Here is a 21,707-nt window from a genome sequence, read left to right as displayed (position 1 = left end):
CGTACCCGCGTCTTTTTCCTCCTCCGCATTTTGTAACCAAATTATCAATACCAAGTTACTATGTCTACATTTGTTGCTGTTGACCAAATTGATAAAGTTTTTGAATTAACTGGTGGCGGCAAATATATTGCCCTCAAAGGAATCGACCTGCAAATAAAAAAAGGAGAATTTGTTTCTTTGATTGGTCACTCCGGTTGTGGCAAGTCTACCTTATTAAATATGATTGCAGGTTTGGATTTGCCCAGTGAAGGTATTGTGACATTAGAAGGACAAAGAATCAGCAAGCCAGGCCCAGATAGGATGGTGGTTTTTCAAAATTATTCGCTATTACCTTGGCGGACAGTTAGAGAAAATATTGCCCTCGCCGTAGACTCAGTAATGAAGGGTTTACCCGCAGCTGAACGCCAAGCCATTGTCGAAAAACATATAGATATGGTGGGTTTGCGTCCCCATGCTGACAAACAGCCGGGAATGTTATCTGGCGGACAAAAGCAGCGAGTAGCGATCGCCCGCGCTTTAGCGATTCGTCCCAAATTACTCTTGCTAGATGAACCCTTTGGTGCATTGGATGCACTCACACGCGGCAATTTGCAAGAACAACTGATGCAAATCTGTGAAGAAAATCAAGTTACTGCCGTGATGGTGACACATGATGTCGATGAAGCAGTGCTGTTATCTGACAGAATCGTGATGTTAACCAACGGCCCCGAATCTAAAATCGGCGACATTTTAGAAGTGGATATTCCCAGACCCCGCAAGCGGATGGAAGTAGTAGAACATCCCAGCTACTACAGTTTGCGGAGTGAGATGATTTACTTCCTCAATCAGCAAAAACGAATTAAGAAAATTCGGGCGCGGAAAACTGCCGACATTGCCCGTCATGGATTGGAAAAAGTTAACCTAGAAATTGGCTTTTTACCTTTGACAGCTTGCGCCCCCTTAGCAGTTGCTAAAGAAAAAGGCTTTTTTGTCAAGCATGGTTTAGATGAAGTTAACCTAGTGCGGGAAAGTAGCTGGCGGGGTATAGAAGATGGCATAAGTGGCGGTTATTTGGATGCGGCTCAAATGCCTTCCGGGATGCCGATGTGGCTTTCTTTGGGAGGACATAATAACCAACCTCTACCCGTTGTCACTGCCCTCACCATGACTCGCAACGGTAACGCCATCACCTTAGCAAAACGCTTTTACGACCAAGGCGTGCAAACCTTATCAGATTTCAGAAATCACCTGATTCTCACCCACGAACAAAGGCATACAATGGGGGTAGTACATCCCGCATCTATGCACAACTTGCTCCTGCGTTACTGGCTAGCGGCTGGAGGAATTGACCCCGATGGCGATGTCGATATGAAAACCATTCCCCCAGCGCAGATGGTAGCCGACTTAAAAGCTGGAAGCATTGATGGTTACTGCGTCGGCGAACCTTGGAACTACCGCGCGGCTGTAGAAGGTGTCGGCTTTACCATCGCTACCGACTTAGAAGTTTGGCTGGGACACCCTGGGAAAGTTCTGGGAGTGCGAGAAGATTGGGCAGAAAATTATCCAAATACGCATATCGCCTTAACCAAAGCTTTGTTAGAAGCTTGCCAGTATTGTGCAAATCCCGATAATTCCCAGGAGATTCGCCAAATTTTAGCAGGGCGAGAGTACGTCAGCACTGATTTAGAATACATTCAACTCGAAGATTCAGATAGTCTTACCTGTGACTTAGACCATCCGTTGCGAGACTATGCCCACCACCAGTTTTATTCTGACTCTGCCATTAACCGCCCCAGCCGCACCGAACAAATTTGGATTATGAGTCAATTGGCACGTTGGGGTGACACTCCCTTTCCCAGAAATTGGGTAGAAGTTGTTGAACGGGTGTGTCAAGTCCGTGTTTTCAGCACCGCCGCACGAGAATTAGGTTTGGATATTAGCTATATTCGCCAACCGATTAAACTGTTCGATGGTACTCCCTTTAACGCCGACGATCCGATCGCTTATCTCAACAGTTTGGAGATTAAACGTGATTTTTCAGTCGCGGAAGTTGTTCTTGATGCACCTAGAAGAAGACTTGCTTCATAAAAAAGTTGTGAGAGAAAGAGGAAGTGGAAGAAGTAGTACATCACGCGCGAGGCTTTGAACTCCATTAATGAACCTCTGAACTCCATTAATGAGGCTTTGAACTCCATTAATGAGGCTTTGAACTCCGTTAATGAACCTTTGAACTCCATTAATGAACCTCTGAACTCCATTAATGAGGCTTTGAACTTTGTTAATGAGGCTTTGAACTCCGTTAATGATTTGACTTTTTACATCATCTGTAAAAACCAACAAAAGACCTAACCCCTTCCCTACAAGCGAAGCTACGGTGTACACACAAGTCAAATTACCCCCCTTAATCCCCCCTTATAAAGGGGGGAAACCGGAAAATCTTGTTCCCTCCCCTTTCCAAGGGGAGGGTTAGGGTGGGGTAAAACTGACGCGAAAAACCAAGTGAGTAAGCAATTTCAGACTTGTGTATACACCGTAGATAAGCAAAAAAGTGAGGGCTGAATATGAAATTGCACTTTGTTAATCCCCAAATACCATGCCAAACCCCAACTTTCCAGCTACAAACACATTAGGAAAACCACTAGCCCCTGCAACCACCAGCCGCAGACCTTTCCTAGAAATTAAAGACGTTACCAAAGTTTATCCTACAAAGAAAGGCCCCTTCACCGTACTCGACGGCGTTAACCTCAACGTCGAACAGGGCGAGTTTATTTGCGTCATCGGCCACTCTGGCTGTGGCAAATCGACGCTGTTAAATATGGTATCCGGTTTTAACTTTCCCACTTCCGGGCAAGTGTTGCTGGAAGGAGAACCCATTACCAAACCAGGCCCAGACAGGATGGTTGTCTTCCAAAACTATGCCTTGCTACCGTGGCGGACTGCTTTTGAAAACATTTATTTAGCTGTTAACGCCGTTTATCCTAACAAACCACAAGCCGAAAAAAGAGCGATAGTCCGCGATCATTTAGCAATGGTGGGACTGGCTGATGCAATGGAAAAGAAACCAATGCAAATGTCTGGTGGGATGAGACAAAGAGTTTCTATCGCCCGTGCTTTGGCGATTCGTCCGAAAGTCTTAATTTTAGATGAACCTTTTGGGGCGCTGGATGCGATCACCAAAGAAGAATTACAAGAAGAATTGCTGAAAATTTGGGGCGATAACCGTTGTACAGTGCTGATGATTACCCACGATATCGACGAGGCACTATTTTTAGCAGATAAATTGGTGATGATGACCAATGGCCCCCATGCAAAAATTGGTGAAGTTATGGAAATTCCTTTTGGTCGTCCCCGCGATCGCAGCCGCATTATGGAAGATCCACAATACTACCAACTGCGTAACTATGCCTTAGACTTTCTCTTTAACCGCTTTGCCCATGATGACGTAGGTTGAGCTAATCGTTATTTATTTTTGCAAAATAAATAGTACCAGATGATAGCAAGAACAATCTTGCAATTAGTAGGGGCAATTCATGGATTGCCTCTACAACTACGTCTACAAGTTATAAAGTATGTGTAGAGCGAGTATGTTGAGAAAAAATCTGTATGACAAGCTATCCAGAAACCGTAACTAATAACGAATCCGTTAATGCTTTAATTGGCGAGACGACGAGCATTAACCATCTTGAGGTAATTGAAAATGTCATCGACTCTTTGGAACAAGATGATAGTGCGATGGTTAGCCAGACTCCAGAGGGTGGTTATCACTGGAAGTTTAAATATGGAAGTGTGGAAGTATTTGTCCAACTCAACGGGACAACCGATGAAGACACTATAACAGTTTGGTCTGCGGTGCTAAATTTACCTGCCAAAGATGAACCTAAGTTGATGCGGTATCTTTTGGAGCTAAACTGCTCTAGTACTTTTGAAGCGCGTTTCGGTATTATTGAAAACCGGGTGGTTGTGATATCGACACGTACTTTAGCAGAGTTATCTCCTGGTGAAGTGTCTCGGCTAATTACCATTGTGGCAACGATCGCTGATAATAACGATGAAGACTTACAAGCTGAATATGGTGCGGCTTAAGGAATTTTAGATTGCGCTATTGCTACATCCGATGTATTGCAATCTGGTTGGGGCGATGCAAAAACTTTTTTCTGTGTACCAATAAAAAGCGCCTGGGAGTGTTGCCGTGTTTCCACCCCAGGCGCTTTTTATTCTTAACTTGCTCCTCACACAACTAAATAGTATCACTGCTTTCACCAAAAAGCGAGTTTAGTAAGTGACACTTTTAAAATTGCACTGTCAATCTAATTTAGGTTTATATTCCCTTGACTTGACTCCATCTGCATTTTGGGTGCGATCGCTCCAGAAAGGCGGTTTGCTTGAGAGACTCCATTGCCGTCTAAAATATGTGTTGACTTACTGATTTCATTACATAGCCGCTTTGTTGGTAATCATCAGTCTTCAAAAACATCCTTTAAGGAGAATCAAGCTTTTACAAGTCTTTACATAACTAATTAAATAATTATTAAATATATGTGTATCCTTTATATTAATACCTGAAACCTAAAATAAATCTTAGCACTCTATGCTTGTAAGTGCTAATTTATCGTTGAGGTTTAACGCCTATGATATAGACCAAAAATAAACTTTTTGTAGATACTTTAGTTCCCTTACAGATATTATTTTACATCCAACTAAATATTTCCTATAAGTAATATAAAATTGGGAGTACTGATATGAAATACACTTTTGATATTGTCGGAGTATCTCCACTTTTGCAGTTTTTTAATCATCAACAGCAAAATAGACAAAAACCACCCCAACAAAGGGTAGAATACCTGGGAATGCATAGGTGTACACTAGATACGTTTTTAAAATCAGTAGAATCAGTTCCAGCAAAGTGGGATTGGAATCTGGATCAAGTAGTAGATACCGTGATTAAGTTTTGGTTGAATAACTCAGACAGTATTCGTTATTGAAAAGTGCGTTTAAATGATGCTGGTAAGGACAATCTATTAGTCACAAGGTTAGCGGATATAACCACCTTAAAAGCTGAATTTGAATCTTTACTAAATCGGGAGTAGTGAAGAAATAGAATTGAAAAAGAATTCAAAAGGGGAGCAATCCATTAAAACTACTACTCCCCTTTTCTCTGCTAGGTTTTGAATTATTGATGTTAAAAATGGTGTTTTCATTATCGATAATTATAATTTTGTCGATAATCTTTGAACTATTCTGTGATAATTAATTATGAAGTTTTAATTTTAAAACTTGATTATGAGTTGTCCCTAAAGCTCTAGTCAAAAGCTGAAGAAAAATTTATTTTTGAATATTTAAAACAACTGTGAAAAGTTAATTATTTTCAACTAACTATAAAAAATATAGATACCCGCAATGTAGCTTTACTAATCATACTTATAAAAAGTATGTGCTGATTAATTTACGCACGTTATTATTCATTTTCTCTTTAGACTTGAATAGTATCTTTTCAGACAATAATGCTTATTTAATCACTGATGCTGATTTTACTTATGTATATACATACAAATCACGCAAGCCTAATAATTACCAAACTTTTTGCTTGAACATTGTTGTATCCTGGAAACAATTGCAAATTAAGGCTTTGAGATTCATTGCCACCTGTAATTCCAACTTAATTGGTCTAAAATATAGCGCTCAGTGTTGACAAATCATAAATAATCGAATAACAAGGTGGCAGTAGCATTAAAAAAAGCGTTGGTGCATTCCTACCTAGAAACTAATTAACGCCCTTCATTAAACTTCATACGGTTAACATAATTATGCCAGAAAATACGGATAACAGAACTTCCCAATCAGACAATCAAACTATTGCGTATAAAGAACGCCTCAATTCTTGGGCGATCGCTCGTCAACTTCCTAATACACAACGAGAGATTATTGCTCGCTTCCGCAGCCGTTCTGATGCCGATGGCTATATGCGCCACCTCCATCAGGAAGTGCCAAATGCTTCTTACACCGTTGTTTTTGATTGTCAACGTCAAGAAGCTGTAATCTAAAGTACAAGCGAATGGTATTAACCCTTGTTTTTAATTTAATACGCTTGGGTTAAGGGTTATTGCTGTAGATAATTGGTCTTTCAAGATAAATCAAGACGCGATAAATCGCATCTCTACAATCTGGCTTTTGTTGCTGATTTCGGACTGTATTGGTTTTGAATCTCCATTACCCTTTTGTTGCGATCGCAGGCGTAGTCTACTTAAAATGTGCAAGAAGCGCTATATTTGATTTGCTCTCCAGCGAGAGGCTTAGATCCCCTACTTTTTAAAGAAAGTAGGGGATCTTTTGGTTTGTAGTAACTTTTAACATCCTAATTAACCAGATAAGTTGCTCAAAGTAACTTGTTAAAGGTAAACAAACTTCCGCCACAGTGTACTAGTACAGATACCGCTCTCATACTAATTCTCTGTGAACTTGCATATTATTTTGACACCTCCCAACCTTACAAAAGAGATGTGCATGCGTCTTTATACAGAATTGGTATCAAAAGAAGCGTAATGACAATCAGAAATGATTAAGTTTTTCTGGCAATACAATATATAAAAATCTTGATATATTAGCTAAAAATAAACTCCGTAATTTCCCCCTTGCTACTGATATTTTAGATTACTTAAAAGTAAAGGTTAGTGTAATAAGCCCTGAAAGTGCTAGAGAGTTAATAAGTGATAAAACAGCACCTATATGACTGGTTCAAAGCTGTGATATTTTTCCGTCAACGAAAATTATTCGCTTTGTTACTGGGGATTTTCTTCTCAATCTCTGTATTCCTACTCTGGCAGAGACTTTTAATCCACAATCCAAGATTATCAACACCAGTAGAATTGATTGCAGGGTTATTAGTTGTTGTCACGTTGACATTATCAATCTATTTTGCCCTGGCAATGAATGCAAGAAACGAACAAATAACAGCAATCAATCAGGAGTTAACTCACAGGATTTTTGAACAGAAACAGGTAGAAATTGCCCTGAGCGCCAGTGAAAATCGTTGGCGACAGCTGCTAGAAACTGTCAAAGTTATCCCTTGGGAATTGGACTTGAAAACTTGGCGATTTATTTACGTTGGACCGCAAGCGGTAGACTTGCTAAATTATCCGATCGCAGAGTGGTACAAGGAAAATTTTTGGGTTAATCATCTGCATCCAGATGACAAGGAAAAGTCTATTCGTTTTTATCAAGAAGCAACTGCTAAATGCGAGAATTACCAATTGGAATATCGGATGTTAGCTGCTGATGGGCGAGTTGTTTGGCTGCGAGACATTTTTAGTGTCGTTGAGCAAGCTGGAACTGCGATCGGGCTGAGGGGGTTTATGTTTGACATTACTGATTTGAAACTGGTTGAACCGAAGGCAGGAGGCAGAGAGCAGAGAGCTGAAGGGAAGAAAATGGTTAGGGATTCAGACCCCCACCAAATAAATACCACTTCTTCAGAGATTTCAGTGGGGGACTCAGACCCTTGCTCCCTACAGTCGCAGCAGAGGACAGGAGACAGTATTCTTTCTGCCTCCTGCCTCCTGCCCTCTGCCTTTCTTGTTGAAGAAACCTTGAGGCTGAGAGAGAGGGCACTTGCCGCTACCAGTAGTGGAATTATTCTTGCCGATGCCAAACTCGCCTACAATCGAGTTATTTACGTCAACTCTGTCTTTGAGCAAATAACAGGCTACAGTGCTACTGATGTAATTGGGCAAAACTGTCGATTTTTGCAACGCATAGATACCCAGCAACTGGCACTTAATAAATTACGCTCATCTATGCAAACTAAAACAAGTTGCAAAGTTGTTCTCTGCAACTATCGCAAAGATGGAACTTTGTTTTGGAATGAATTGAGTATTTCTCCTATTTATGACGAGAATGGTGAGTTAAGCCACTTTATTGGCATTCAGAGAGATATTAGCGATGTCTATAATCAGCTTTGTTTACGCAAGCAAGCTGAAGCCAATCTGCGTTGGCAAGCCCTCACTTTTGAAAACATGCATGATGGCGTAATTATCACAGATTTAACCGGAAGTATTATTGACTGGAATCCTGCTGCTGAAAGTATGTTTGGCTATACCAAAGCCGAGATTTTGGCTAAACATTCCAGTATTTTGCTTCAGCCGGAAGTAGCCGCAACATTAAACGCCAACATTTTATCAACACTCAACCAGCAGGGACGCTGGTCAGGGGAAATACACTTTATTCGCAAAGATGGCAGTGAAAGAATTTGCGAAACAACCATAGTCGCTCTACAAAATGAACAGGGGGAAACTGTTGCGACTGTTGGCATCAATCACGACATTACCGAACACAAACGAGCTAAAGAGGCACTGCAAAGGCAATTACATCGCACTTTACTACTTGAACAAATTACTCAGGAAATTCGTCAAAGTCTTGATACCAGCAAAATTTTTGAGACGGCTGCTACCCAAATTGGACAAACATTTGCAGTTGATCGCTGTTTGATCCACTCTTACATTAGTAACCCCACACCCCGAATTCCCTTAGTAGCAGAGTATAGTACAATCCCTGGTTACTGCTCCATGTTGAAATTGGAAGTCCCCATAACTAACAATCCCCATGCCGAGCAGATGATGACCCAAGAAAGTGCGATCGCTTCTCCAGATGTGTACGTTGAGCCTTTACTGCAAATGGTTCAACCTATCTGCCGAAAAATTGGGCTGAAGTCTATGCTGTCAATCCGCACTTCCTATCAAGGAGAACCCAATGGTGCGATCGGCTTACATCAGTGCAGCTATTTTCGCCAGTGGACACAAGACGAAATCGAATTACTAGAAGCTGTGGCGGCTCAACTAGGCATTGCTCTAGCACAAGCTCACTTACTGGAACAAGAAACACGCCAACGTGAAGAACTTACCTTGAAAAATTTTGCTTTGGAGCGGGCAAAACGTCAGGCAGAAGCCGCAAATCGGGCAAAAAGTGAGTTTTTGGCGATGATGAGCCATGAAATTCGGACTCCAATGAATGCTGTGATTGCTATGACAAGTCTACTGTTAGATACTGACCTCACACCTCAACAGCAAGACTTTGTGCAAACAGTTCATAGTAGCGGAGATACTTTACTCACGATCATCAACGATATTCTAGATTTCTCCAAAATTGAGTCAGGCAAACTGGAATTAGAAGAACAGCCTTTTAATTTGAGAGCTTGTGTAGAAGAGGCTATTTCCTTTTTGGCTCCGAAAGCTGCCCAAAAGGATATCGAACTAATTTATCTGATCCAGCCTCAAGTTCCCACTCAGATTGTCGGTGATTTGATTCGTCTGCGCCAAGTCTTGATGAATCTTCTCAACAATGCCATTAAGTTTACCGAAACCGGAGAAGTAGTACTCTGTATTGAACTGGGAATTGGGGAAGGCAGGAGGCAGAGGGCAGGAGGCAGGGGGCAGGAGGCAGAGGGGCAGAGGGGCAGAGGGGAAAAACTTACTGCAACTTCTCCCCTGCTCCCCTGCTCCCCAGTCCCCAATCCCCAATCTGAAAAAGAGCAACTTCTCTACGAAATTCAATTTGCGATCAAAGATACAGGTATTGGCATTGAACCAGAGAAAATAGAGCGATTATTTCAACCCTTCACTCAGGCTGATGTCTCCATGACTCGACGATATGGTGGCACAGGGCTAGGACTGGCGATTAGTAAGCGGCTCAGTAAGATGATGGGCGGCACTCTTTGGGTAGAAAGCCAGGGATTTATTGGTGGTAATCCTAGCCCTAGATGGAATAAGGAAAAATTATTATCATTTCCTGACTCTTCACCAGGTTCAACATTTTACTTCACCATTATTACCAAAGTGGCTGCTCAGTCAGAACAAGCTGAATTAAGCACTTCGCCGCTGCTTGCGTCCAAGCGACTATTGATTGTGGATGACAATCTGACCAATCGCCAAATTCTCAGCTTGCAAGCAGAGTCTTGGAAGATGGAAACTTATGCTGCCAAATCTGGTAAAGAAGCTTTAGTTAAACTTGCTCAAGGAGCGCAGTTTGATATTGCTATTTTAGATATGCAGATGCCAGAAATGAATGGCACAACCCTAGCTCGTCAAATCTGCAAGCAATCTGGTTGTGAAAATCTGCCTTTAGTGATTATGACCTCTTTAGCGAAAGTAGAAACTTCTTCTGACTTTAATGATGTCCAGTTTGCTGCTTGTTTGAGTAAACCGATCAAACACTCTCAACTCTACGATGTTATTACTCGTGTTTTGGGAAATCAGCCGATCCTAGCCAATATTTCTCATTTTCCCTCGGTCGATCGGCATTTGGGTCATCGATTACCACTGCGGATTCTTCTGGCAGAGGACACGGTTGTTAATCAGAAAGTTACCCTACTGATGCTACAGAAAATAGGTTATGGCGCAGATGTCGTAACCAATGGCCTAGAAGCGATTGAAGCTCTGCAAAAACAGCGATTTGACGTAGTGTTGATGGATGTCCACATGCCCAAAATGGATGGGTTAGAAGCAACTCGGAGAATCTGTCAAGAATGGGAGGTGGGTTTTCGTCCGCATATCATCGCCATAACTGCCAATGCCATGCGGGGCGATCGCCAAGTTTGTCTTGCTGCTGGTATGGATGACTACATTAGCAAACCCATTCAGTTGCAAGAGTTAGCTCAGGCACTCAGCAAATGTCTACCCCAAAGAAATTTTGAATTCACTTCCATCGAACAACAAAAGGAAGTGATGCGCCCAGAATTGCAACCTTCGCCAAATATCTTACACTCAGAACAAAACCAAATATTAAAAAGCGGCAAAATAGATCCCAAAATCCTCCAATCCTTGCGAAATATGGTCCAAGGAGATCGTGTGGCATTTGCGGAACTAGTTGAGTGTTATCTTGCAGAGACAGCCAAATTAGTGCAACATATTAGCACAGCGATCGCAAGTCAGGATATCCAGACTATATGGAATACAGCGCACAAACTCAAGTCCAGCAGTGCTTCTATTGGAGCGATCGCCCTAGCGCAGCTTTGCAAGATGTTAGAATCACAGGCACGCAGCAGTAAATTAGAAAACAATCTAGAATTACTTTCACTACTGTATGAGGAATATGAACAAGTTAAAACTGCCTTAGAAAAAGAACTTGCGAAGGAAGCACTATGAAAGCCACTGCTGAAGAAAGCCAATCTTTAGTTTTAATTGTTGATGACGAACCTTTTATTCGCCTGATACTGCGGAATTTCTTAGAGCGGGAAGGCTATCAAATAGCGGAAGCTCAAAATGGTATAGAGGCAATAAATGTTTTTAACCAACTGCACCCTGATATAGTACTCCTTGATGCCATGATGCCGGATATGGATGGATTCGAGTGTTGCACTCAGTTGGAAGTTCTAGATTGTAACAAGCACACTCCAGTTTTAATGATTACAGGACTTGACGATCAAGAGTCAGTTGACCGTGCATTTGCGGTGGGAGCAATAGATTTTGTTACCAAACCGATTCACTGGCCAGTTTTGCGACAACGGGTAAAACGCTTGATTCAGCAATCTCAGTTACAGCAAAAACTAGAAGCCGCGAATCTGGAATTGCAGCGATTAGTTACTATCGATGTATTAACTCAAGTAGCTAATCGCCGAGGATTTGAAGAGTATTTTTCCCAAGAGTGGCAGCGCCTAAAACGCGAGCAACGTCCGCTTTCTCTGATTCTTTGCGATGTTGATTTCTTCAAATTATATAATGATACCTATGGTCATCGGGCAGGCGATCGCTGTCTTCAGAAAATTGCTCAAGCTTTCAAAGATATTATTAAACGTCCCGGAGATTTAGTTGCCCGTTATGGTGGGGAAGAATTTGCTGTAATTTTACCTAACACAGACACCAAGGGGACGACTCATGTTGCCGACATAATTTGTCATGCTGTCCGAACACTAGCAATTCCTCATCAAAATTCCCAAGTTAGTTCTCATGTAACTATTAGTGTTGGGTTTACGACGGAAATTCCTCAGCCAGATTCTGACTTAGAAGAAATGATTGCTGCTGCGGATCAAGCGTTGTATAAAGCAAAGGCAGCAGGACGCGATCGCTTTGTACGAAATATTTTACTACCCGGAAGTATAAATTCCCGCTAGTAGACCAAACTTCACATATTTCTACCCTATTTTCAATATATCGACTTTTGTCTGTTTATTCTATGCCTTGAAAAGGCAAATTCAGTTTTAAAGCATTCATCCAAGACTGATCGATTAGACGATCGTGTTGCAGCCGACCTACAACGATAGCAGGATGAATATCGATCCGTTGTGCAAAATCAATCACATCAGTTTCATACTTAAGCTTGGCTAATTCCCCTTCATGCTCAGGTGGGATCAAAAATTCTCGCGACCATTGATCTGCTTCGCATTCTTGCTCAGATTTCAAACTTTCCTGACTATTCCATTCATCAAGAAAAATATTTTCCTTTTCATGTAGTAAAATATGTGCCGCTTCATGGAAAAAATTAAACCAGAAGCGATCATTAGTTTTACCGTAAAGCGAAAGTTGAATCAGTGCTTTATGCGGGTTTAACCACCGTGCAATACCACTGACGTGCGCTCTCTTGATTGATGGTACTAAAACAAGTACAACTCCTGCTTCCCAACACAACTTTTGCATCTTTGGTTCAAACTCTTCTGGCGGTAACACCGTCAAAGTACGAATTTGCCGCACCGCCTTTTCAAATTTTGGTTTACTGTACTTGGGACAGTCTAATTGTTCTGCTGTTATTTCCCCCAACCTTAACCAAGTGGAAATAGCACCAATATCACTTTGATCTTCGCGTGTACGACGAAAAGCAACTTCCATGCCTGCATAATAATTCTGCCAATCTTCTGGCGAGGCAACACCGAAAAATTGCAGTAACTTTTTTACCAAACCAGGCTTATTCTTGGCAATTAAACGGCACTTAGGAATTACACCTTGGTTCATCAAGTCTTTGACTGGTAATTGCTCTAACCAAGATGTCCATCCCTTTAAGCGGTTTTCTTCTTCTATCCGTGCTAAACCAGCACGATATTGGGCTTCACGATTGAGCCAAAATGCTGTTGTACTCCCTAAAACTCGTTCTAGCTTCAGGGCTGTTTCTTCGTTTATAGGTGCTTTGCCGTTGATGAGTAGGCTGATATGTTTGGTAGTGTAGCCTAACCGCTCTGCTAACTGTACTTGTGTCCAATCACGCTCTTCTAATATATCAGCGATGGTATCACCGGGAGGAGATACCCAATCTGGAGTAAAAGTACGGGTTGTCTCAATCATGGTAATCTTCAATGGAAACAATACAAACAGCAGTAACTTTTGACCGCTCAATGCTTCCATCCTCGGTAAGGGGGATGGGATCGTTGTCTGGTTTAAATACAAGTCGTTTACCACCTTCTAGGTTTACTGCAAATTCACCTGCACAATCTCCTTTTAAGGGATGGGGATGACCTGCAAACAATTCCTTGAGACAGCTAACAGCTGCAAGGTCAGCCAATCGGGCTGTCAATTTCTTGGCACAGTTTACACCCAATTTTTTTTGCGCTAAGTTTTGTTGTTCGCATAGCTTTTGCAGTTTGCTGTTACCGAAGGTGATTTCCATGCGTTACTAGACTAATATAAGTTTACCATTTTGGTAAACAAATTTGTTATTTTCCCAGAAAATCTAGCATATCAACTAATCAGCAACGCCTAAAAATCTACACCTCGTTTAAGTTCTACACCTTGATTAGCATAGTGTTTGTGGCAATAAACCTCAGAGTGGACGCTAGCCAAATCAAAGTACGCAGGTGGATTTTGGCAACGCCCAGTGATAATGATTTCGGTATCGCGGGGTTTGCGGAGTAAAGCTTGGACAATGGGTTCAACGGCAAGTAGTTCTAAGTCAACAGTGGGGTTGAGTTCATCGAGAATAATAGTTTTATACAATCCAGAGGCGATCGCAACTTTTGCAATTTCCCAACCTCGTTCGGCTTCTACGTAGTCTAATTCTTGTCGGGAATTTCGCCAGACGATCGCATCTCCACCGCAACGCTGATGATCCACCACTTCTGGATATGACTGTTGCAAAGCGGCGATTGCTGCATCTTCTGTGTAGCCAGTACCACCTTTAAGCCATTGCATAATCAACACACGAGTAGATCCTGGATGATTAATCCCCCTACCAATCGCCTGTAAGGCTTTGCCCAAAGCACTGGTAGACTTGCCTTTACCAGCACCGGTATAAATTTCAATTCCTTCCAGGAAGAGGGCTTTGGCTGTTGGGTGGTGATGAGGTTTCATTTCTGAGTGTAAATCTGCAATATCGAGCAACATTTGGGGTGCGGCGCGTCCGGTAGCAATGATTTCCAACTCTTGGGGTTTGGATTTTAATGTCTTTACTACTTGATCCACTGGTAGCAAACCTAAATCCAGAACGGGGTTAATTTCATCCAAGACGACGACTGAATATAAACCACTAGCGATCGCACCTTTAGCGACATCCCAACCCCGCATTGCTTCATCTCGGTCAAAGGTGGTAATTTCTTCATGCCCAAAAAATTCCGCTCTCCCGGTGCGAACCTGGTCAATTAAATGGGGAAACCCGCGTTGTAAAGCTGCGATCGCGCCATCTTCATCATAATTACGTTCTGGCCCTTTTAAAAACCGCAGCAGTAAAACACGATTAGAATTGCCAGACGTATTTATTCCCAAGCCTATGGAGCGCAAAACCACCCCCAAAGCCGCTTGAGATTTTCCTTTACCCAGACCATCGTAGACGTGAATTTGACCAATAAGCCGCTCTTGACGCGCTTGTACTGTCCGAATACCAATACCGTTCCTTGTCATCTCTTGAAAAGCTATAACTATGGCAGTCTTTAATCTTACCTAACCTCTTGTACTCTCAGGTAGAAAAACTGCCCCTTTAACGCCTCTGTACAAGGATCAGTTCGATCTATTAACAATATCAACAAAGGAATAGTGGCACACCCACATAGTAAATGACAAGAACAATGGGATAATTTCCCCCATCACCCTTACTATGCCAGTTATACTCACTACAGTTAACCCTTACCTTCAACCATTTATGCCTGACAATTGGATGCTTCCCACGATTTTTCCCATTGGTGGATTTTTGTTTGACTTTTTATTTGTACTGATTGCCATCCCCATCGAAGCTTATGTTTTGCATTATCGACTAAAATTTGACAAAAAAACCAGCATTTTTTATGCAATTTCTATCAATCTATTTTCGAGTGTAATTGGTTGGTCCATATTTTTTGCATCAGAACCACTATTGCCGATACAGGTGAAATCAGAATTAATTAACTATATTCTTTTTAATAATTTTAAATTAGCAAATACACAAACTTTAATTATTTTAGCTGCTTGTATAATTTTTTTTACGACGTTTTTGATGAAATTTTTCATCTTAAGGGTTTTACTATTTTCATTAAATGAATCATTTGCTAAACAAGAAGAAGATCCTCAGACATCTCAACGGTTGCAACGACGGCGTTTTACTAGCCTTAATTTCCAAAATACTAATTTAGTTACTACTATATTAATAGCAAATTCTCTGAGCTATACTGCAATAACCATTATTATATTATTTCGTTCAAAATAACAAGAGTTTACGTGTTGATTAGAAAGCAAAATTATTGATTAATTAGGTTTACGGAGGAATATGAATACGCTACTAAAAGATGTCTTTGGGGGTTTTAAATTTGTTGAAGGGCTTTATGCAGGAATTAGAAAAATATTAGTTCCACCCAAAGCTTATTCTTGGCAGACATTCATTTATTTGAGTGTTTTTTCTTGGGTACTTTCATATTGTGCCACAGGTTATATTAAAGATATAATTGCCTTTTTCGGTTGGTTGTTTTTAATTGCTGGTACAGCTTGGTATACAACTGAAGACCCTTTGAGGGTTCCTGGTACTTTTATGCCAGTCGGGGCAGTAATCACCGGATTTTTAGTGAGTGTTTTTGCATTTGGAGATCAACGAGATGTAATTACACCCAGAACAATCGTTTTTTGGCCGACAATATCAGCACTAATTACGGCAATACCAGAGTTTATTGAAGGAAATGATACCGATGCAAAAGCTCGCATTCCTAAACCAGAAGACCGCCAAAGAATTATAATTTTAGTCGCTAGTAGTATGCTGCTAAGTTGCTGGATTCAGTTTCACTTTGTAATGGATAATTGGTTACGACAATATCCCAGTTTACAGGCAGATACTTTTAAACATAGTACCTTTGTTCCGAGAACAGAAGAATTAGTAAAAGTTCCTAAAAACGGCGTTGTAATTCTGGAAAAACTTCAACCAATAGTAGTAGAACAAATAGCCAAAAGACCTTGGTCAGAAGTAGAAAAATGGTTGCTAGATGCCAGAGAACGGGTAGGAAATATGGGTAGGGAAATAATTCAAAAAAACTTGAGTAAATATGAAGAAAAGGCACTATGGCGCGTTGAACCGCGTGTAGCTAATACAAAGTCTGGATATATATTAGATTTATTAAGTATTTGGATCGGCCCAAGTTCTAACCCACGAGGCTATTACTTAAAAAAATCTTGTCGCATTGAACCAGTTGCAGCAGTCAATAATTCCGAGAATAAGATTACAGTTGCAGAAATTGAATGCGATCGCGCCAGTAAATTAATTTCTGGTTCACCGCCTCCGCAGCAGTGAGGAGGGAGCAGGGGGAGAAATCAATTCAAAATTCAAAATTCAAGAACTTCTGCCTCCTCTTTCAGAATGACAAATGACAAATGATAAATGACAAATGACTATTAACAGAATTTTTATATTGGCAAAGAATGTGTTTCAGGAAGTGGTACGCGATCGCATCCTATATATTATTGGTTTTTATGCGCTAGTACTTGCTACTGCTTTCCGCGTACTTCCTGAATTTGCAGCTACGACTGAAGATAAAATGTTTTTAGACTTTGGGATGGCAGCAATGAATGCCATCGGGTTAATTATTACGATATTTATTGGTACAGGATTAATTAATAAAGAAATTGAAAAACGCACTATTTTAGTATTAATTGCTAAACCTGTTAGTCGCAGCGAAATTATCGTCGGCAAATACTTGGGTTTATCCGCAGTCTTAGCTGTGCTTGTCGCCATGATGACAGTAATTTATCTGCTATTTCTGCAATTTGGTAATATTCCTCATTCTACGGTAAGCATTCTAATTGCTGCAATTTTCTTATTTTTACAGTTATCATTAATTACTGCCGTAGCTATTACCTTTGGTGTTTTTACTGCTTCTTTGCTAGCGACTGTTTTAACCTTTGCAGTATATTTAATCGGAAATATTACTCAAGATTTAGTACAACTTGGTCGTCTGAGCCGTAACCCTGGTATGGAACGTCTAACTCAAGCTTTGTTTCTTTTCTTGCCAGATTTATCTCGATTAGATTTGAAAAATGATGCCGTTTATGGTTTGCAAGCACTACCTGACAACACTGCACTGATTATGAATGCTGGTTACGGCTTAGTTTATAGTACTATGTTGTTAGCGATCGCTATTTTGATCTTTTCACAACGCGAATTTTAAACATTGGGCATTAGGCATTGAAAAGAGACACGGTAGACAAGGAAGAGAGGGAAGACTAAGAAGAGATTTATTCAATAATTCCCCCTTGTCTCCCCTCTCCGACACAAAGAGGAGTTGGGGGAGAGGTGAAAAAAGGGCTTGTCGAACTCACGTTATGTTTACCTGAAAATAACATTTAAACTTGCACAACAAAATCTGATGCACTCAGAGTTGGCGCGCCAGTCAGAGTTGCAAATAGACCGCCACTACCAAAACCAGCTGCACTGCCATCTGGGTTGTAAAATAACTGTCCGTTCACAGCGTCGTAAATAATTTTTGCTGTGCTGGTTTCCCCATTAGAAATGATTTGAAAATCACTTTTGTTACTAAAACCTATTCCAGCAGTTGAAGCGATGCCACTAAAGGTAGTTTTATCTAGGACAATCTTATCACCTTGGGAATTTTTGAAATCAGCAATCGCATCTACACCAACAGCAGTCAGGCCAAAGGCTGCATCGTTGTTGTAAACGAAACAGTCAGCGCCAGCACCGCCGACGAGAGTATCATCGCCAGTACCGCCGACGAGAGTATCATTACCATCGCCGCCTCGCAATAGATCGTTGCCGCTCAAGCCATATATAATGTCATTACCCCCTTGAGCATTAATCACATCGTTGGAGTTTTCAAAACCTGTGATGCTATTATTCAGGTCATTGAGGAATGTAACTGTGTTTTTGTTGAACAGGCTAGTTTGAGTAGAGTTGGCATCGAAGACATCAAAGCTGTCGGCGATGTTGGTTTGCCCATCAAATAGAATATTGCCAATCGCAGGTGTTGCTCCAGAAGCAGGCAGATTATCGAGGCTTTCTAATTTGAAGTTTTCCAGAGTGACTTTGGTAGAGGCCACATTTTCAAAGGTAACTTCTAAATTATTAGCATTTTGAGTTAATTGCAGATTTTCGGCAGTTAAACCCGAACCGATAAATTGTAAAGTGTCTAAGGAGGCAATCACCGCCGACGTTGGGGTTGTGCCTTTACCAATGCCACTAAAATCGGTGATGGTGTCATTGCCATCACCAGGGCGAAACACAAATGTATCTTGACGGCTGTTGCCCGTCAGGGCATTATTACCAGGAGTTACGGTCGAGTTAAGGGTGTCGTCACTGTTTATATTCGTCCTCCCAAACACCACATAGCTTTGCCCGGCAGCATTTTTGCCGTTGGGATCGGCAAGATATGCCCCAATAATCACGTCGTCAATGCCATCACCGTTAATGTCCCCCGCATTGCTGACTGACTTCCCTGATAAGTCATTTGCTGCTATGCCGTTGATTATAAAGCCATTAGTGCCATTCAGGTCAGACAGGTTAAGGGTGCCGCTACTGCCTACATTCGTTCCCCCAAACACTACATAGCTTTGCCCAGCAGTTTGTTTGCCGTTGGCTGTGGCATTATATTCCCCAATAATCAGGTCGTCGATGCCATCACTGTTGATGTCCCCCGCTTTGCTGACTGAGTAGCTTGAGGAGTCACCTTTTGCAATGATGTTAATTAAAAAGCCGTTAGTGCCATTCAAATCAGAGAGGTTGAGAGTGCCGCCACTACCCAGATTCGTTCCCCCAAATACTATATAGCTTTGCCCAACAAAATCTTTGCCGTTGCGGAAAGCATATTTTGACGAAATAATTAGGTCGTCAATGCCATCGTTATTGATGTCCCCTGCATCGCTGACAAAGGAGCCTGAGTTGCTATCTTCTGCAATGCCGTTAATTATAAAGCCATTGTTACCATTCAAATCAGAGAGGTCGAGGGTGCCGCCACTGCCCACATCGGTTCCCCCAAACACTACATAGCTTTGGCCAGGATCATCATTATAACTTTCGGGGTAAAATTTTCGTGCCCCAATAATCAGGTCATCAATGCCATCGTTGTTAATGTCCCCTGCATTGCTTACTGAGTAGCCTAAGTGGCCATCTTCTACAATGCCGTTAATGGCGAAGCCGTTAGTGCCATCTAGGGAAGAGACGTTGAGGGTACCGCCACTGCCCACATCGGTTCCCCCAAACACTACATAGCTTTGCCCAGCTTCATCTTTGCCGTTGGGTGAGGTAATAATTGCTCCAATAATCAGGTCGTCAATACCATCGTTGTTAATGTCCCCCGCATTGCTGACTGACTCGTCTGAGTAGTCAATTCCTGTAATGCCGTTAATGAAAAAGCCATTAGTACCATTCAAAGAAGAGAGGTTGAGAGTGCCGTCACTACCTAGATTCGTTTGCCCAAATACCACATAGCTTTGCCCAAGATAAGAGTTATTATTATACGGGTTGGCATTTGGTCCCCAAATAATTAGGTCGTCGATGCCATCGTTGTTAATATCCCCCGCATTGCTGATTGAGTTGCCTAAAGAGTCACCTTCTGCAATGCCGTTAATTAAAAAGCCATTAGTGCCATCCAAATCAGAGAGGTTGAAGGTGCCGCCACTGCCCAGATTCGTCCCCCCAAACACCACATAGCTTTGCCAAGTAGAATCTTTGTCGTAGGGGTGGTCATTAGATGCCCCAATAATCAGGTCGTCAATGCCATCGTTGTTGATGTCCCCCGCATTGCTGACTAAATAGCCTGAAGTGTCACTTTCTGCAATGCCGTTAATTATAAAGCCATTCGTGCCATTCAAGTCAGAGAGGTTGAAGAAAGGGTCAGCACCTGCACTACCGACAAGGGTATCATTGCCTGCACCACCGATAAGGGTATCATTGCCTGCACCACCTCTGAGCAAGTCATTGCCACTTTTGCCGTTGATGATGTCGTCACCTCCCTGACCATTAATCACATCAGCAGAGTTGTCAAAACCTGTGATGTTATTGTTGAGGTCATTGAGGAAAGTCACCGTGTTCTTGTTGAATAGCGAAGTTTGAGTGGAGTTAGCATCGAAGACATCAAAGCTGTCGAAGGGGCTAGTTTGCCCATCAAACTCTATATTGCTAAGTGCAGGTCGTGAACCGCTTGCTGGGAGGTTATCCAGGTTTTCTAGTTTAAAGTTTTGCAAAGTGACTTTGGTAAAAGCCACTTTTTCAAAAGTCACTTCTAAATTGTTACCATTTTGAGTTAGTTGCAGATTTTGGGCAGTTAAACCCGAACCTTTAAATTGTAAGGTGTCAACATTGGCAATCACCGCCGATGTTGGGGTTGTGCCTTTACCAATGCCACCAAAATCGGCGATAGTATCATCGCCATCGCCAAGGCGAAACAAAAATTTATCTTGACCGCCATTGCCTTTTATAGTGTCGTCACCAGTCAACCCATTAATGATGTTATTGCTAGGTGTGCCAAATAAGTTATCTGCATCGGCAGTTCCAGTCAGGTTGGGAGAGGTGTTGCTAGTCGCAATATTTGTCCCCCCAAACACCACATAGCTTTGCCCAGCATCAAATTTGCCGTTGGCGTCGGCACCAGTTGCCCCAATAATCAGGTCGTCAATGCCATCGTTGTTGATGTCCCCCGCATTGCTGACTGACTTGCCTGACAAGTCATTTGCTGCAATGCCGTTAATTATAAAGCCATTAGTGCCATTCAAGAAAGCGAGGTTGAAGATGCCGCCACTGCCCAGATTCCTTCCCCCAAACACCACATAGCTTTGCCCAGCATTACGGATGCCGTTGGGTTTGGCACCCGGTGCGCCAATAATCAGGTCGTCAATGCCATCGTTGTTGATGTCCCCTGCATTCCTGATTGAGATGCCCTCCGAGTCGTCAAATCTAGCAATGCCGTTAATCAAAAAGCCATTAGTGCCATCCAGAGAAGAGAGGTTGAGGGTGCCGCCACTGCCCAGATTCTTTTCCCCAAACACCACATAGCTTTGCCAAGGATAATTTCTGTCGTAGGGGTAGGGATTAAATGCCCCAACGATCAGGTCGTCAATGCCATCGTTGTTGATGTCCCCCGCATTGCTGACTGAGCTGCCTGAAGAGTCATTTGCTGCTATGCCGTTAATCAAAAAGCCATTAGTGCCATCTAGGGAAGAGAGGTTGAGGGTGCCGCCACTGCCCAGATTCCTTCCCCCAAACACCACATAGCTTTGCCCAGCACGATACATGCCGTTGAGCTTGGCACCTGGTGCGCCAATAATCAGGTCGTCAATGCCATCGTTGTTGATGTCCCCCGCATTGCTGACTGAGCTGCCTGAAGAGTCATTTGCTGCTATGCCGTTAATCAAAAAGCC

At 42.1% G+C, this 21,707-nt stretch carries 14 protein-coding genes and 1 pseudogene; 11 read left to right on the top strand and 4 right to left on the bottom strand.

Features of this window, described 5'->3' with window-relative positions:
• The first annotated feature begins 60 nt into the window (after positions 1 to 60).
• From V7K79_RS26990 to V7K79_RS26955, 8 genes and pseudogenes are all read left to right on the top strand, one after another.
• Complete coding sequence (locus tag V7K79_RS26990) at positions 61 to 2,067, top strand: ABC transporter ATP-binding/substrate-binding protein (protein ID WP_335052164.1); 2,007 nt, start codon at positions 61 to 63, stop codon at positions 2,065 to 2,067.
• 505 nt (positions 2,068 to 2,572) lie between these two features.
• Complete coding sequence (locus V7K79_RS26985) at positions 2,573 to 3,430, top strand: nitrate ABC transporter ATP-binding protein (RefSeq protein WP_335052162.1); 858 nt, start codon at positions 2,573 to 2,575, stop codon at positions 3,428 to 3,430.
• Positions 3,431 to 3,582: 152 nt separating this feature from the next.
• Positions 3,583 to 4,062, top strand: coding sequence for a YbjN domain-containing protein (locus tag V7K79_RS26980; RefSeq protein ID WP_335052160.1), 480 nt, complete (start codon positions 3,583 to 3,585; stop codon positions 4,060 to 4,062).
• Positions 4,063 to 4,258: 196 nt separating this feature from the next.
• The gene (locus V7K79_RS26975) at positions 4,259 to 4,405 is read left to right on the top strand and encodes a hypothetical protein (protein WP_335052158.1); all 147 of its coding nucleotides are present in this window, start codon (positions 4,259 to 4,261) and stop codon (positions 4,403 to 4,405) included.
• Between the two features lie 313 nt (positions 4,406 to 4,718).
• A pseudogene (locus V7K79_RS26970) lies at positions 4,719 to 5,066 on the top strand (hypothetical protein).
• A gap of 717 nt (positions 5,067 to 5,783) precedes the next feature.
• Positions 5,784 to 6,020 (top strand): hypothetical protein, encoded by a 237-nt coding sequence (locus V7K79_RS26965; protein WP_335052156.1) that lies wholly within the window; start codon positions 5,784 to 5,786, stop codon positions 6,018 to 6,020.
• 663 nt (positions 6,021 to 6,683) lie between these two features.
• Positions 6,684 to 11,111 (top strand): PAS domain-containing hybrid sensor histidine kinase/response regulator, encoded by a 4,428-nt coding sequence (locus V7K79_RS26960; protein WP_335052154.1) that lies wholly within the window; start codon positions 6,684 to 6,686, stop codon positions 11,109 to 11,111.
• Positions 11,108 to 12,076 (top strand): PleD family two-component system response regulator, encoded by a 969-nt coding sequence (locus V7K79_RS26955; protein ID WP_335052152.1) that lies wholly within the window; start codon positions 11,108 to 11,110, stop codon positions 12,074 to 12,076. Before V7K79_RS26960 ends, V7K79_RS26955 begins: the two co-directional genes overlap by 4 nt.
• A gap of 55 nt (positions 12,077 to 12,131) precedes the next feature.
• Here the strand turns inward: V7K79_RS26955 and V7K79_RS26950 are convergent, their stop codons facing one another.
• The 3 genes from V7K79_RS26950 to V7K79_RS26940 form a co-directional block, all read right to left on the bottom strand.
• On the bottom strand, positions 12,132 to 13,238 hold the full coding sequence (locus V7K79_RS26950) for a helix-turn-helix domain-containing protein (protein WP_335052151.1): 1,107 nt from the start codon (positions 13,236 to 13,238) through the stop codon (positions 12,132 to 12,134).
• Positions 13,231 to 13,560, bottom strand: coding sequence for a type II toxin-antitoxin system RelE/ParE family toxin (locus tag V7K79_RS26945; protein ID WP_335052150.1), 330 nt, complete (start codon positions 13,558 to 13,560; stop codon positions 13,231 to 13,233). Before V7K79_RS26945 ends, V7K79_RS26950 begins: the two co-directional genes overlap by 8 nt.
• Positions 13,561 to 13,649: 89 nt before the next feature.
• A complete protein-coding gene (locus V7K79_RS26940; RefSeq protein ID WP_335052148.1) occupies positions 13,650 to 14,786 on the bottom strand; it encodes a cob(I)yrinic acid a,c-diamide adenosyltransferase in 1,137 nt (378 codons plus the stop codon).
• A gap of 238 nt (positions 14,787 to 15,024) precedes the next feature.
• Between V7K79_RS26940 and fraC the strand changes: the two genes are divergently transcribed.
• From fraC to V7K79_RS26925, 3 genes are all read left to right on the top strand, one after another.
• Positions 15,025 to 15,564, top strand: a complete 540-nt coding sequence (gene fraC, locus V7K79_RS26935; protein ID WP_335052146.1) for a filament integrity protein FraC — start codon at positions 15,025 to 15,027, stop codon at positions 15,562 to 15,564.
• A gap of 60 nt (positions 15,565 to 15,624) precedes the next feature.
• Positions 15,625 to 16,632, top strand: coding sequence for a septal junction protein FraD (gene fraD / locus V7K79_RS26930; RefSeq protein WP_335052144.1), 1,008 nt, complete (start codon positions 15,625 to 15,627; stop codon positions 16,630 to 16,632).
• A 94-nt stretch (positions 16,633 to 16,726) separates the two neighbouring features.
• A complete protein-coding gene (locus V7K79_RS26925; RefSeq protein ID WP_335052142.1) occupies positions 16,727 to 17,506 on the top strand; it encodes an ABC transporter permease in 780 nt (259 codons plus the stop codon).
• 175 nt (positions 17,507 to 17,681) lie between these two features.
• Here V7K79_RS26925 and V7K79_RS26920 read toward each other — a convergent pair.
• Positions 17,682 to 21,707: beta strand repeat-containing protein (locus V7K79_RS26920; RefSeq protein WP_335052140.1), on the bottom strand; the 4,026-nt coding region annotated here is incomplete at its 5' end.

The sequence above is a fragment of the Nostoc sp. genome (genome assembly GCF_036917575.1).
GTDB lineage: Bacteria > Cyanobacteriota > Cyanobacteriia > Cyanobacteriales > Nostocaceae > Nostoc.
This window is presented reverse-complemented; position numbering and strand designations above follow the sequence as displayed.

Excerpts from the sequence above, each read along its gene's own strand:
- V7K79_RS26950 (WP_335052151.1), bottom strand. The coding sequence starts at position 13,238 with ATGATTGAGACAACCCGTACTTTTACTCCAGATTGGGTATCTCCTCCC.
- fraC (WP_335052146.1), top strand. The coding sequence starts at position 15,025 with ATGCCTGACAATTGGATGCTTCCCACGATTTTTCCCATTGGTGGATTT.
- V7K79_RS26985 (WP_335052162.1), top strand. The coding sequence starts at position 2,573 with ATGCCAAACCCCAACTTTCCAGCTACAAACACATTAGGAAAACCACTA.
- V7K79_RS26980 (WP_335052160.1), top strand. The coding sequence starts at position 3,583 with ATGACAAGCTATCCAGAAACCGTAACTAATAACGAATCCGTTAATGCT.
- V7K79_RS26990 (WP_335052164.1), top strand. The coding sequence starts at position 61 with ATGTCTACATTTGTTGCTGTTGACCAAATTGATAAAGTTTTTGAATTA.
- fraD (WP_335052144.1), top strand. The coding sequence starts at position 15,625 with ATGAATACGCTACTAAAAGATGTCTTTGGGGGTTTTAAATTTGTTGAA.
- V7K79_RS26945 (WP_335052150.1), bottom strand. The coding sequence starts at position 13,560 with ATGGAAATCACCTTCGGTAACAGCAAACTGCAAAAGCTATGCGAACAA.
- V7K79_RS26955 (WP_335052152.1), top strand. The coding sequence starts at position 11,108 with ATGAAAGCCACTGCTGAAGAAAGCCAATCTTTAGTTTTAATTGTTGAT.
- V7K79_RS26965 (WP_335052156.1), top strand. The coding sequence starts at position 5,784 with ATGCCAGAAAATACGGATAACAGAACTTCCCAATCAGACAATCAAACT.
- V7K79_RS26940 (WP_335052148.1), bottom strand. The coding sequence starts at position 14,786 with ATGACAAGGAACGGTATTGGTATTCGGACAGTACAAGCGCGTCAAGAG.
- V7K79_RS26925 (WP_335052142.1), top strand. The coding sequence starts at position 16,727 with ATGACTATTAACAGAATTTTTATATTGGCAAAGAATGTGTTTCAGGAA.